Genomic DNA, 12,777 nt, shown 5'->3' with positions numbered 1-12,777 from the left:
AGCTTCCTCTTGAGAGAAATAAGGGCCGGCGGCGAATGCTCCCGGCCCTCCTGGTATCTGGATGGTTATTCGTCGCCGATCAGGCCGAAAGTGACTACGTTGGTAAGAGAACGATTCTGGCGGCGCAGGCGATCAGACTGGAATTCGCCGTTCTCATCAAACGCCTCGCTGTTGGGGAAGTTGGTGCGCAGGGTGGCGATGGCATCGCTGGCGCCTTTTTTGATGTCCATAAACCGGAAGGTGTCGGCCAGCAGAATCAGGGCCTCTTCAACCGCCGGTGAAGACGGGTAGTTCTCCACAACAAAACGGGCCCGGTTGTTTGCCGCGATGTAGGCCTCGCGCTTGATGTAATAGCGAGCGGCGTGCAGCTCCAGTTCCGCCATGCGGTTACGCACCGCAATCATGCGCTGGCGGGCATCCGGCGCGTATTCACTGTCCGGGAAACGGTTCAGCAGTTGGGAAAAATCCCGGAAAGCCTGCAGTTGCTCACCGGGGTTGCGGGCAGCCACATCAATGGCGAAGTAGCGTGCCGCCAGGCCGATATCGAGATTGTAGGAGGCAAGGCCACGCATGTAGAGGGCATAGTCCAGGTGCTCGCTCTGGGGATTCAGCCGCATGAACCGATCGGCCGCCGCCCGTGATCCTTCAAGGTCAAGGTTCTGGTAACGGGCATAGATCAGGTCGAGCTGGGCCTGCTCGGCATAGCGGCCGAACGGGTAGTAGGTTTCCAGGGCGTCCAGATTCTGCTCGGCTTCATTGAAATTGCCGGAGTTCATCGCCTGGCGGGCATTGTCGTAATAGGTCTTCTCCGGCAGCACTTCCACGTCTTTTTTGGAAGCGCAGCCGGTGGCCAGCGCTATCATTGTGGAAAGTAGCAGTAATCGGACAACTGATCTCATGCCGGAATCCCGTATAATGGTCACAACTTGAATGAATTTTGCATTGTAGCAAAAAGAGGCTGAATGTCTTCCAATAACCGGATTACCGGACATTACATAGTACCCCCGCAGCTCAGCGACAAGCGCCTGGACCAGGCCGCCGCCGAGTTGATGCCCGAGCATTCCCGCTCGCGCCTGCAGTCCTGGATCAAAAGCGGCGCCCTGACCGTCAACGGCACCGTTCGCAAGCCCAGAGACAAGGTGATGCTGGATGACGTTCTCGACCTGGATGCCGAGCCGGAAGCTCAGGTGACCTGGGAAGCCGAGCCCATCAGCCTGGACATTGTCTACGAAGACGAGCACCTGCTGGTGATCAACAAACCGGCGGGCCTGGTGGTACATCCTGCCGCAGGCCACGCCGATGGCACCCTGGTCAACGCACTACTCAATCATGCGCCAGAGGTAGAGAACCTGCCCCGGGCCGGCATTGTTCACCGCCTGGATAAGGACACTTCCGGCATCATGGTGGTGGCTCGCAGCCTGATAGCCCACACCTCCCTGGTGGACCAGCTGCAAACCCGTACCATGGGGCGGGAATACGAAGCCGTGGTCGTCGGTTCGCTGACCGGAGGTGCCACCGTAGACGCACCCATCGGCCGACACCCCCAGGATCGCAAGCGCATGGCGGTGGTCCCGTCCGGAAAACCGGCGGTCACCCACTACCGGTTGCTGGAACGTTTCGCCGCCCATACCCATATCCAGTGCAAACTGGAAAGCGGCCGAACCCACCAGATCCGAGTACACATGACCCATGTGCGCCACCCCCTGGTGGGCGACCCGGCATACGGCGGCCGCCTGCGCCTACCCAAGGGCACCACAGAAGAACTTCGCCAGGCGCTGGCTGCGTTTAGCCGCCAGGCCCTGCATGCCAGAAGGCTGACTCTGGAACATCCGGAAACCTGCGAAACCCTCAGCTGGGAAGTGCCGCTGCCGGAAGACATGGTCCAACTTATCGAAGCCCTGCGCAAGCACGCCCGGGAGCTGGAAAACAGTGATTTCTGACAACAACACCCTGACCCCGAGTTGGCGCGCACCAGCTCATGTGCGGGCCCTGTGCACAACCCGAAAAGGTGGCATAAGCCTGCCGCCCTGGGAAGCTCTGAACCTGGGCGGGCACGTCAACGACAACCAGGACCACGTGGCCGAAAACCGCAGCCGCCTGGCCGGATTTATCGGCCTGGATGCCAACAACATTGGCTGGCTCAACCAGGTACACGGCACCGGCGTGGTAGAACTCACGCCAGATAACGTTGGGGCGATCCCCGAAGCCGATGCCAGCTACACCCGGCAGCCCGGAATCGCCTGCGCCATCCTCACCGCCGACTGCCTGCCCGTCATCCTGGCAGACACCGACGGCACCGTCATAGGCGCCGCTCACGCAGGCTGGCGCAGCCTGTGCGGCGGCGTACTCGAAAACCTCATGGCCGCCATGGCCGTACCCCCGTCCAACCTCCAGGCCTGGCTCGGCCCCGCCATAGGCCCCGACAGCTTCGAAGTCGGCCCCGAAGTCCGTCAGGTCTTCCTCGACCACAACCCCGAAGCCGATCAGGCCTTCACCCCCTCAAAACAACGCCCCGGCCACTACCTGGCCAATATCTACCAACTCGCGAGCCAGCGTTTGAGAGCAGCCGGCGTTACGTCCATCTCTGGCGGCAGCTTGTGCACCGTCAACGACAGCGACTGGTTCTTCTCGTATCGACGAGACGGTGAAACCGGAAGAATGGCGACGTTGATCTGGATGAGGACATAACCGAGCTTTAGGCCTTCCAGGCGAAAAACTCTAAAGTATCGGGCTGGGGCAGGGAGAGCTTTCCAGAACTGTCTGCAGCAGGGATGCTGCAGTCAAGCCTACAGGGAAGTATTTACGGCGAGTTCTGGAAAGCTCTCCCTGCCCCAGCCCCGACCACGTAATAGCATGCCCGTAACGAACCAAACTCCACGCCAAGACTGACCGCCGTCAAATTTCTGACGAAATAGCTCCGAGCCAACTTGAAGTCCCCCAGGTTGCCCCTACATTAATTGTCAAAGCAACACGAATACCCTTCACCAACCACCAACTGGTATTCGCACAAAATTCGGGGAAACGAACACATGAGAATCGACAAACTCACCAGCAAACTGCAAAGCGCCCTGGCCGACGCCCAGTCCATTGCAGTCGGCAAAGACCACAACTTCATCGAGCCGGTTCACCTGATGCAGGCCCTGCTCGACCAGCAAGGTGGGTCCATCAAGCCCCTGCTCAAACAGGTGGGTGTGGAGCCCGGCCGCGTGCGCCAGGCCATCGCCAAAGAAATTGAAAACCTGCCGGAAGTGCAGGGCAACGCCGGCGACGTCTCCATGTCCAACGACATGGGCCGGCTGTTCAACATGGCAGACAAACTGGCCCAGAAACGCGGCGACCAGTTCATCTCCAGCGAGCTGATCCTGCTGGCGGCCGTCGAAGACCGCGGCTCCCTCGGCCGCGTGCTTAGAGAGCAAGGTGTAGATAAGGCTGCCCTGGAAAAAGCCATTGATGCCGTGCGCGGCGGCGAAACCGTCAACGACGCCAGTGCCGAAGAGAACCGTCAGGCGTTGTCCAAATACACCATCGACCTCACCGAGCGGGCCGAAGCCGGCAAACTGGACCCGGTCATCGGCCGTGATGACGAAATCCGCCGCACCATCCAGGTACTCCAGCGCCGCCGCAAGAACAACCCCGTGCTGATTGGCGAGCCAGGTGTGGGTAAAACGGCCATCGTTGAAGGCCTGGCCCAACGCATCGTCAACGGTGAAGTGCCGGATGGTCTCAAAGATAAAAAGGTGCTGTCTCTGGACATGGGTGCCCTCATCGCCGGCGCCAAGTTCCGCGGTGAGTTCGAAGAGCGCCTAAAAGCCGTGCTCAACGAACTGTCCAAACAGGAAGGTCAGATCATCCTGTTCATCGATGAGATCCATACCATGGTCGGCGCCGGCAAAGCCGAAGGCTCCATGGACGCCGGTAACATGCTCAAGCCTGCGCTGGCACGGGGAGAGTTGCACTGCGTCGGCGCCACCACCCTGAACGAATACCGGGAAAACATCGAGAAAGACGCAGCGCTCGAGCGCCGTTTCCAGAAAGTACTGGTGACCGAGCCCAGTGAGGAAGACACCATTGCGATTCTTCGTGGCCTCAAAGAGCGCTACGAAGTTCACCACGGTGTGGAAGTGACCGATGGTGCGATCATCGCCGCCGCGAAACTGTCCCATCGTTATATCACCGATCGCCAGCTGCCGGATAAGGCCATCGATCTGGTAGACGAAGCGGCAAGCCAGATTCGTATGGAAATGGATTCCAAGCCCGAGGCGTTGGATCGACTGGAGCGGCGCCTGATTCAGCTCAAGATTGAACGCGAGGCCCTGAAGAAAGAAACCGATGCTGCTTCCAAAAAGCGGTTGGAAGAGTTGTCCTCGGTGATCGGCAATGTCGAACGCGAATACGCCGATCTGGAAGAAGTCTGGAACACCGAGAAAGCGGCGCTGCATGGCTCCCAGAAGATCAAGAGCCAGCTGGAGCAGGCCCGGATTGACCTGGAAAACGCCCGCCGCGCTGGCGATCTGGGCAAAATGTCCGAGCTTCAGTACGGCACCATTCCGGAACTGGAGCGCCAGCTGGATATGGCCAGCCAGGCCGAAATGATGGAAATGAAGCTGTTGCGTAACCGGGTCACAGACGAGGAAATCGCAGAGATCGTCTCCAAGTGGACCGGCATCCCGGTATCGAAGATGCTGGAGGGCGAGCGGGATAAACTGATGCGCATGGAAGACGCCCTGCACGACCGGGTGATCGGCCAGCATGAAGCGGTCGAGGCGGTCTCCAATGCCGTGCGTCGGTCCCGGGCCGGGTTGTCTGATCCCAACCGGCCGAATGGCTCGTTCCTGTTCCTCGGGCCGACCGGTGTGGGCAAGACCGAGCTGTGTAAGACTCTGGCATCGTTCCTGTTTGATACCGAAGAGGCCATGGTGCGGATCGATATGTCCGAGTTTATGGAGAAGCACTCCGTTGCTCGTCTGATCGGCGCGCCTCCCGGTTACGTGGGCTACGAAGAGGGGGGCTACCTGACCGAGGCGGTGCGCCGCCGGCCTTACTCGGTGCTGCTGCTGGATGAGGTGGAAAAGGCCCATCCTGATGTCTTCAACATCTTGTTGCAGGTGCTGGATGATGGTCGCCTGACCGACGGCCAAGGCCGTACGGTCGATTTCCGGAATACTGTGATCGTGATGACCTCCAACCTGGGTTCTCACATCATTCAGGAAAAGGCGGGCGAGGAAAACTACGACGCCATGAAGGCGGCAGTTATGGAGGAGGTTGGAACGCACTTCCGCCCTGAGTTCATCAACCGGGTGGACGAAGTGGTGGTGTTCCATCCGCTGGCGGAAAGCCAGATTCAAGGTATTGCCCGTATCCAGATCGAGAATCTGGCGCGGCGATTGAAGGATCAGGATATGAAGCTTGAGCTGGACGATGCGGTTATGCAACTGCTGGCGGAAGTGGGCTACGACCCGGTCTACGGTGCACGTCCTCTCAAACGTGCGATTCAGCGGATGATTGAAAACCCGCTGGCGCAGAAGCTACTGCAGGGCGGCTTTGTGCCCGGCGACACTATTCGTGCCGCTGTAGAGAACGACCAGTTGGTGTTCTCGAAGGCTTGACAAAGCCGGGCGTCAGCCAATAAGAAAAGGCCGGGCAACCAAACTTGGTTGCCCGGCCTTTTTTATGGTGAGAAAACTAGCGTTGGGCGGGTGCCGAGCCTTCCGGCCCGCAGTTTTCTTCCATAATCTCCCGGAACCGGCGACGTTGCTCTTCGATTTCGTCCGGCGCCAGATAGCGCATCTCGCCGTTCTCCTCAACCCGGATCCGCGCGTTGCTGTTCAGCACGTCCAGGTTGGATCGGGCGGTGGCACAATTGGCTTCCCGCTGCTTGCGGCGAGCTTCCTCAACAGCGGTCTCTTGACGGCGCTGTTCCTGGGAGCGCTGCTGCTCCTGCAGTTCTCCCAGCTGTTCCTGGGCACTTTGGCGCTGGCCAGATTGGCTTCTGCTGGTCGTGCCGGAGCGGACATTCACCTGCTCCGAGTTCGCGCCCGTTGGCTGGCGGTCGCCAAAGTGGGTTACCCCGTTTTCATCTGTCCATTTATACACTGAAGCGCCGGCCGCAAGGCCCGGTGTCATCGCCATCAGAAGTGTCAGCATCAGGATTTTTCGATTCATGTCTCTGCTCGTTTCTAGTCTACTGCCTGGGGATATCATGCCACCGAAACGATGGATTTTCCCTTGCCTGGTTCAAATCTCTTGCACGTTATATCCGGTCAGTATGGCAGAGTGTAGAGGAAAATGGTCGCAATTAAGCCACAGCGCCTATTGACAGTGAGTTTCCCGCTGTCAAAATTACCGATTGCCTGAAGACTGGGGTCAATACGGCAGGCAATCCCGAGCGAGTATCCCCCGTTAATCACCACACTGAGTTCGCCACGCGCTGGCGGGCGCTGGTTGTTGCTTACGTGCAACCCGTTGATTGGTCGTTCTCCGCAACCCTCAGGAGGGCGGCTGGCCAGGAGACAACCTCTTATTCATGGTGTGGAGGAATGCCGGTTCCGCTTTCAAAAGAAGCAGGGAAACCGAAAATCCAGGCAACCGGGGCGAAACCCGGCTCATTCACTCGTAGAAGAGGGTAGAAAATCGTGGAGTTATTGTCTGGCGCCGATATGCTGATCCGCTCCCTGCAGGATGAAGGGATCGAATACATATACGGCTATCCGGGTGGTGCAGCCCTTCATATTTATGATGCGCTGTTCAGGCAGGACAAAGTCAAGCATATTCTGGTGCGGCACGAGCAGGCGGCGGTCCACATGGCCGACGGCTACGCCCGTGCAACCGGAAAACCAGGTACCGTACTGGTGACCTCGGGTCCTGGAGCCACCAACACTATTACCGGCATTGCCACCGCCTTTATGGATTCCATCCCCATGGTGGTTCTGTGCGGCCAGGTTGCATCCACCCTGATTGGTGAAGATGCTTTCCAGGAAACCGATATGATGGGTGTTTCCCGCCCGGTGGTTAAACACAATCTCAGTGTGCGCCATCCGGAAGAGATTCCCGAAGTCATTCGCAAGGCCTACTACATTGCTGCGACCGGCCGCCCCGGCCCGGTGGTGGTGGATATCCCCAAGGATATGACCACCCCGAACGAGCGCTATGAGTATTCCTACCCCAAGAAAGTGAAACTGCGCTCCTATAACCCGGCGGTTCGTGGCCACGCAGGCCAGATCAAGAAAGCCGTGGATATGTTGATGGCCGCTAAGCGCCCGATGATTTACGCCGGTGGCGGGGTGATTCTGGGTAAGGCCTCCAGCCAGTTGACTGAGCTGACCAAGACACTGGGATTCCCGATCACCAATACCCTGATGGGCATTGGCTGTTATCCGGCGACTGACAAACAACACCTTGGCTGGCTGGGCATGCATGGCACCTACGAAGCCAACATGGCGATGCACCACTCAGACTTGATCCTATGCGTCGGCGCGCGTTTTGATGACCGGGTAACCAATGCCACCGAGAAATTCTGCCCTGGCGCTCGCATCATTCATATCGACATTGACCCCGCGTCTATTTCCAAAACGATTGATGCCGATGTGCCGATTGTGGGGCCGGTGGATGCTGTTCTGAAGGAAATGCTGTCACTGGTCAAAGAGTCGAAAGACAAGCCGGATACGGATGCGCTGGCGGCCTGGTGGAAGCAGATTGAAGAGTGGCGAGCATTCCACGGGATGCGTTACGAGACCAGTCCGGACGTCATCAAGCCGCAGGAAGTGGTTGAGATGCTCTGGAAGCTCACCAATGGCGACGCCTTTGTGACCAGCGATGTTGGCCAGCACCAGATGTTCGCGGCCCAGTACTACAAGTTTGACAAGCCCAACCGCTGGATTAACTCCGGTGGCCTTGGCACCATGGGCTTCGGCTTGCCGGCAGCCATGGGTATCAAGCTGACTCACCCGGATGACGAAGTCCTTTGCTTCACCGGTGAGGGTAGTATCCAGATGAACATTCAGGAGCTGTCTACCTGCAAGCAATACAATCTGCCTGTGAAGATCATCAACCTGAACAACCAGGCACTGGGTATGGTCAAGCAGTGGCAGGACATGAACTATGAGTCCCGGCACGCAGAATCCTACATGGAGTCATTGCCCGATTTCATCAAGCTGGCGGAAGCCTACGGTCATGTCGGTGTTCGCATTGAGCGCAAGGAAGATCTTGAGCCCAAGCTCAAGGAAGTTCTGGCGATGAAAGACAAGCTGGTGTTTGTGGACATCTACGTTGACCGCTTCGAGCATGTGTACCCGATGCAGGTTGCCCGTGGTTCCATGAAAGACATGTGGCTCAGCAAAACGGAGAGGGTGTGATCATGCGTCGAATCATTTCTGTTTTGCTTGAAAACGAACCCGGTGCCTTGTCTCGGGTAGTTGGTCTGTTCTCGCAGCGCAACTACAACATCGAGACCCTGACCGTGGCCCCGACGGAAGATGAGACGCTGTCCCGCCTGACCGTCACCACCACCGGTTCCGACAAGGTCATCGAACAGATCACCAAACAGCTGAACAAGCTGATTGAAGTGGTCAAGCTGGTCGACCTCACCGAAGGTTCGCACATTGAGCGCGAACTGATGCTGGTCAAGCTCAAGGCGACCGGCTCCCAGCGTGCGGAAATCAAGCGCACGGTGGATATCTTCCGAGGCCAGATCGTGGACGTGACCAGTTCTGTGTACACCGTGCAGTTGGCGGGTGACAGCGAAAAGCTGGATGGTTTTATCCAGGCGGTGGGTACCTCCGGAATCCTTGAAGTGGTGCGTACCGGCGTCTCAGGTATCGCTCGTGGCGAAAAGGTGCTCAGCCTCTGAGGCTGCTTTGCAAATTTGAACATCATGGCCCGGCAGGGCCATTTCATATAATAGAGGTTTCTCATGCAGGTTTATTACGATAAAGATTGTGATCTTTCCATCATCCAGGGCAAGAAGGTTGCCATTCTGGGTTTCGGTTCTCAGGGCCACGCCCACGCGTGCAACCTGAAAGACTCTGGCGTTGACGTAGTGGTTGGCCTGCGTGCTGGCTCTTCCTCCATCGCTAAAGCCGAAGCCTACGGCCTGAAGACCAGCGACGTGGCTTCGGCCGTTGCTGCCGCTGATGTGGTAATGGTTCTGACTCCGGATGAATTCCAGGCCCAGTTGTACCGTGAGGAAATCGAGCCGAACCTGAAGCAGGGCGCTACTCTGGCCTTCGCTCACGGCTTCGCAATCCACTACAACCAGATCGTTCCCCGTAAAGATCTGGACGTGATCATGGTTGCCCCGAAGGCGCCGGGCCACACTGTGCGCACCGAGTTCACCAAGGGCGGTGGTATTCCTGATCTGATCGCCATCTTCCAGGACGCTTCCGGCAACGCCAAGAACGTCGCTCTGTCCTACGCCAGCGGCGTAGGCGGCGGCCGTACCGGTATCATCGAAACCACCTTCAAAGACGAAACCGAAACCGACCTGTTCGGTGAGCAGGCGGTTCTGTGTGGCGGTGCGGTTGAGCTGGTGAAAGCTGGCTTCGAAACCCTGACCGAGGCAGGCTACGCTCCGGAAATGGCTTACTTCGAGTGTCTGCACGAGCTGAAGCTGATTGTTGACCTGATGTACGAAGGCGGCATCGCCAACATGAACTACTCCATCTCCAACAACGCCGAGTACGGTGAGTACGTAACCGGCCCGGAGGTGATCAACGAGCAGTCCCGTGAGGCCATGCGCAACGCACTGAAGCGCATTCAGAGTGGCGAATACGCTAAGATGTTCATCTCTGAGGGCGCGTTGAACTACCCGTCCATGACAGCTCGCCGTCGCCAGAATGCGGCCCACGAGATCGAGACTGTGGGCGAGAAGCTTCGCTCCATGATGCCGTGGATCTCCGCGAACAAGATCGTGGACAAAGAAAAGAACTGATCCGGAATTTCCGGTACGGTTTTGAAAGCGCGGCCCTAGTGGCCGCGTTTTTCGTATATACTCCGCCCAAATGCTTTCCGGAGTTTATGGAATGACTGAAGACAAAAAATCTGTTGAACATCCAGAGTCCCACGGTGCACACGAGTCAGAAGTGGCGGCCGGAGAGGTTATTGAGGAAGAAGTCGTAGGTGGTGCAAAGGTTCGCCGAAAAGGTATCTATCTACTGCCAAATGCCCTGACAACGGCATCCCTGTTTTCCGGGTTCTATGCGATTGTTTCAGCAGCCAACGGCGTTTTCGATAATGCAGCTATAGCAATATTCGTCTCCATGATTCTCGACGGCCTTGATGGCCGGGTAGCGCGGATGACCAATACCCAGAGCAAGTTCGGGGAAGAATACGATAGCCTTGCCGACATGGTGGCGTTCGGCGTTGCGCCCGGCATGGTGGCGTTTTTCTGGGCTCTGAACGGCCTCGACAAGGTTGGTTGGGCTATTACGTTCATCTACGTTGCCGGCGCGGCCTTGCGCCTCGCCCGTTTCAACACCCAGATTGGCTCGGTGGACAAAAAGTACTTTGTAGGGTTGCCAAGCCCGGCCGCTGCAGCCTGTGTGGCGGGGCTGGTCTGGTGCTTCCATCAGTATGAGCCAGCCACCTGGCTGACCTTGCTGTCTATCATTGTTGTAGGCGGCGCGGGCGTGCTGATGGTCAGTAATGTGCTTTACCGAAGCTTCAAGGATCTCGACATGCGGGGACGGGTGCCATTCGCGGCCATCCTGCTGGTCGTGCTGATTCTTGTGGTGATCGCCCTTGATCCGGCTACCGTACTGTTTACAGCATTCCTGATTTATGCACTGTCTGGTCCGGTGCGGGCCTTGTTCAGACAAAAGGCAAAGCGCACCTGAAGCTACAGTGCACCCGCCCGGGGAAGTCCGGGCGGGAATTTCTCCGGGAATCTACGGTCACTTATTCAAACCGCTTTCTCTGGAGTCAGCCCATGCTAATCAAACGGCGCCCTTCCTGGTCTTTGCCCGAATCCGAAGTCACTCCCCGGTCTGTCTACCTGAACCGACGTAAATTCATGACCGGTGCCATTGCCTCTGCTGCAGCTCTCACTGCGCCCGGCCTTTTGCGGGCAGGTGACAGTTCGACAACCACGCCGCTGACTTTCCGTGAAGCGCCGGAGTACTCGACCGACGAGAAGAAAACGCCCTTTGATGCAGTAGCCAAGTACAATAATTTCTATGAGTTTGGCACCGGCAAGGGCGATCCTGCCAAGTATGCCCACGAGATGTCTGTGGACCCCTGGTCTGTGGAGGTTGATGGGGAGTGTGCCCGGCCTGGTCGTTACGCCGTTGAAGATCTGCTGAAGCCCCACGACTATGAAGAGCGAATTTACCGGCTCCGCTGTGTTGAGGCGTGGTCTATGGTGATTCCCTGGGTCGGCGTGCCGTTAGCGGCAGTGTTGAATCGCCTGGAGCCGAATTCGCGAGCGAAGTATGTGTACTTCGAAACCCTGCATGACCCGAAACAGATGCGAGGTCAGCGCTCCCTGTTCAGTACCATAGATTGGCCGTACCGGGAGGGGCTACGTATGGATGAGGCGATGAACGAGCTTTCGTTCTTGGCGATTGGTCTCTACGGCGAAACTCTGCCTAATCAGAATGGCGCTCCGATCCGCCTCGTGGTTCCCTGGAAGTACGGATTCAAGAGTATTAAATCGATTGTTCGGATTCGGTTTCTGGAAGAGCAGCCTAAAACGACCTGGGAATTGCTTGCGCCAAGTGAGTACGGATTCTATGCCAACGTAAACCCTGAGGTGGATCATCCGCGTTGGAGTCAGAAGAGAGAGCGGCGTTTACCCTCTGGTGTGCTCCGTCCGAATTGGATGGAAACCCGAATGTTTAATGGTTACGAAGAGCAGGTTGCGCATCTCTACAAAGGGATGGACCTGGCCAAGTTCTACTGATGTTGCCTGCAGCTGAACGAATGGTGTCGAGCGTTGTGGCGAAAGTTATCGTCTTTTGCGCTGCCTTGATGCCATTGATATGGCTGGTGTCCGATGTTGTGTTTGGCCGAATAGGTCCGGATCCTGGTCAGGAGATAACGGAGCGGCTCGGCATTGCGGCCTTCCAGTTATTGCTTGTGACGCTTCTGATAACCCCTTTGAAGAAGATGACCGGCTGGCCTGGTTGGTTACGCCACCGGCGCATGCTGGGTTTGTTTGCCTTCTTTTACGCAGTGTTGCATGTGTTTGCGTTCTTGCAGCTGATTCTCGGTTGGGGTGATTTGTGGGCGACCTTCACACGCCGGCCCTACATCGCCCTGGGGGCAGTCGCCTTCCTTCTGATGATTCCTCTCGCATTAACTTCAACAAAAGCGATGATGAAGCGGATGGGGCGTCGATGGAAGCTGATCCACCGCTTGATCTACCTGTCGGCACTTTTCGCCTGGCTGCATTTTTTGTGGCAGGCAAGGAGTGATGTCACCGAAATGGTGATATACGGGCTGTTGCTTCTGGCTTTACTGTTTACCAGAGCTTACTGGTTTGGTGTTTCTTCGTTGGTTCCCCTGCGAAAGTCCAGAGTTTGACTGGAAAGTAAGCATTTTGGTGGTGTATTGATCAGTGACATAGGTGGAAACCGAATAAGGGGAAGGTTTTTCGAAAAAGGGCGTTGACAGTTTTCGTGGCGCCTGTAGAATGCGCATCACTTCTGAGGGACAAGCCGCTGACGGCAACCTCCCAGACGAAAGCAACTGTTTGAAAGTATTCGAAAATTTGATCTGAAAATTCTTCGAAATAAACGGTTGACAGGGCAGCGGAACGATGTAGAATACGCGGCCTTGATTGAG

12 protein-coding genes are annotated in these 12,777 nt (G+C 57.1%); 9 read left to right on the top strand and 3 right to left on the bottom strand.

Features of this window, described 5'->3' with window-relative positions:
- Positions 1 to 65: 65 nt before the first annotated feature.
- Positions 66 to 899, bottom strand: coding sequence for an outer membrane protein assembly factor BamD (locus tag ACTZWX_RS14610; protein ID WP_444714568.1), 834 nt, complete (start codon positions 897 to 899; stop codon positions 66 to 68).
- 63 nt (positions 900 to 962) lie between these two features.
- On the opposite strand from ACTZWX_RS14610, the gene rluD reads away from it, so the two are divergent.
- The 3 genes from rluD to clpB all read left to right on the top strand — a co-directional run bounded on the left by rluD (position 963) and on the right by clpB (position 5,606).
- On the top strand, positions 963 to 1,940 hold the full coding sequence (gene rluD, locus ACTZWX_RS14605; protein ID WP_444714567.1) for a 23S rRNA pseudouridine(1911/1915/1917) synthase RluD: 978 nt from the start codon (positions 963 to 965) through the stop codon (positions 1,938 to 1,940).
- Positions 1,930 to 2,688 (top strand): peptidoglycan editing factor PgeF, encoded by a 759-nt coding sequence (gene pgeF / locus ACTZWX_RS14600; RefSeq protein WP_444714566.1) that lies wholly within the window; start codon positions 1,930 to 1,932, stop codon positions 2,686 to 2,688. The genes rluD and pgeF overlap by 11 nt, the downstream gene beginning before the upstream one ends.
- A 341-nt stretch (positions 2,689 to 3,029) precedes the next feature.
- Positions 3,030 to 5,606 (top strand): ATP-dependent chaperone ClpB, encoded by a 2,577-nt coding sequence (gene clpB, locus ACTZWX_RS14595; protein ID WP_444714565.1) that lies wholly within the window; start codon positions 3,030 to 3,032, stop codon positions 5,604 to 5,606.
- Positions 5,607 to 5,682: 76 nt separating this feature from the next.
- Here the strand turns inward: clpB and ACTZWX_RS14590 are convergent, their stop codons facing one another.
- Positions 5,683 to 6,162, bottom strand: coding sequence for a DUF4124 domain-containing protein (locus ACTZWX_RS14590; RefSeq protein WP_072678286.1), 480 nt, complete (start codon positions 6,160 to 6,162; stop codon positions 5,683 to 5,685).
- A 470-nt stretch (positions 6,163 to 6,632) separates the two neighbouring features.
- On the opposite strand from ACTZWX_RS14590, the gene ACTZWX_RS14585 reads away from it, so the two are divergent.
- From ACTZWX_RS14585 to ACTZWX_RS14560, 6 genes are all read left to right on the top strand, one after another.
- The gene (locus ACTZWX_RS14585; RefSeq protein ID WP_444714564.1) at positions 6,633 to 8,351 is read left to right on the top strand and encodes an acetolactate synthase 3 large subunit; all 1,719 of its coding nucleotides are present in this window, start codon (positions 6,633 to 6,635) and stop codon (positions 8,349 to 8,351) included.
- A 2-nt stretch (positions 8,352 to 8,353) separates the two neighbouring features.
- Positions 8,354 to 8,845, top strand: a complete 492-nt coding sequence (gene ilvN / locus ACTZWX_RS14580; RefSeq protein WP_058091315.1) for an acetolactate synthase small subunit — start codon at positions 8,354 to 8,356, stop codon at positions 8,843 to 8,845.
- 63 nt (positions 8,846 to 8,908) lie between these two features.
- Positions 8,909 to 9,925 (top strand): ketol-acid reductoisomerase, encoded by a 1,017-nt coding sequence (ilvC, locus tag ACTZWX_RS14575; RefSeq protein WP_072678284.1) that lies wholly within the window; start codon positions 8,909 to 8,911, stop codon positions 9,923 to 9,925.
- 91 nt (positions 9,926 to 10,016) lie between these two features.
- Positions 10,017 to 10,829: a CDP-diacylglycerol--serine O-phosphatidyltransferase gene (gene pssA / locus ACTZWX_RS14570; RefSeq protein ID WP_444714563.1), complete on the top strand. Its 813-nt coding sequence runs from the start codon at positions 10,017 to 10,019 to the stop codon at positions 10,827 to 10,829.
- Positions 10,830 to 10,921: 92 nt separating this feature from the next.
- Positions 10,922 to 11,893, top strand: coding sequence for a protein-methionine-sulfoxide reductase catalytic subunit MsrP (msrP, locus tag ACTZWX_RS14565; protein ID WP_444714562.1), 972 nt, complete (start codon positions 10,922 to 10,924; stop codon positions 11,891 to 11,893).
- Positions 11,894 to 11,928: 35 nt separating this feature from the next.
- Positions 11,929 to 12,516 (top strand): sulfite oxidase heme-binding subunit YedZ, encoded by a 588-nt coding sequence (locus tag ACTZWX_RS14560; RefSeq protein WP_444714561.1) that lies wholly within the window; start codon positions 11,929 to 11,931, stop codon positions 12,514 to 12,516.
- Positions 12,517 to 12,547: 31 nt separating this feature from the next.
- On the opposite strand, the gene ACTZWX_RS14555 is transcribed toward ACTZWX_RS14560, so the two are convergent.
- A partial coding sequence (locus ACTZWX_RS14555; protein ID WP_444714560.1) for a hypothetical protein occupies positions 12,548 to 12,777 on the bottom strand: 230 nt, incomplete at its 5' end.

It is taken from the genome of Marinobacter sp. NSM, assembly GCF_052380025.1.
GTDB lineage: Bacteria > Pseudomonadota > Gammaproteobacteria > Pseudomonadales > Oleiphilaceae > Marinobacter.
This window is presented reverse-complemented; position numbering and strand designations above follow the sequence as displayed.

Excerpts from the sequence above, each read along its gene's own strand:
- ACTZWX_RS14610 (WP_444714568.1), bottom strand. The coding sequence starts at position 899 with ATGAGATCAGTTGTCCGATTACTGCTACTTTCCACAATGATAGCGCTG.
- rluD (WP_444714567.1), top strand. The coding sequence starts at position 963 with ATGTCTTCCAATAACCGGATTACCGGACATTACATAGTACCCCCGCAG.
- clpB (WP_444714565.1), top strand. The coding sequence starts at position 3,030 with ATGAGAATCGACAAACTCACCAGCAAACTGCAAAGCGCCCTGGCCGAC.
- ACTZWX_RS14590 (WP_072678286.1), bottom strand. The coding sequence starts at position 6,162 with ATGAATCGAAAAATCCTGATGCTGACACTTCTGATGGCGATGACACCG.
- ilvN (WP_058091315.1), top strand. The coding sequence starts at position 8,354 with ATGCGTCGAATCATTTCTGTTTTGCTTGAAAACGAACCCGGTGCCTTG.
- ilvC (WP_072678284.1), top strand. The coding sequence starts at position 8,909 with ATGCAGGTTTATTACGATAAAGATTGTGATCTTTCCATCATCCAGGGC.
- pssA (WP_444714563.1), top strand. The coding sequence starts at position 10,017 with ATGACTGAAGACAAAAAATCTGTTGAACATCCAGAGTCCCACGGTGCA.
- msrP (WP_444714562.1), top strand. The coding sequence starts at position 10,922 with ATGCTAATCAAACGGCGCCCTTCCTGGTCTTTGCCCGAATCCGAAGTC.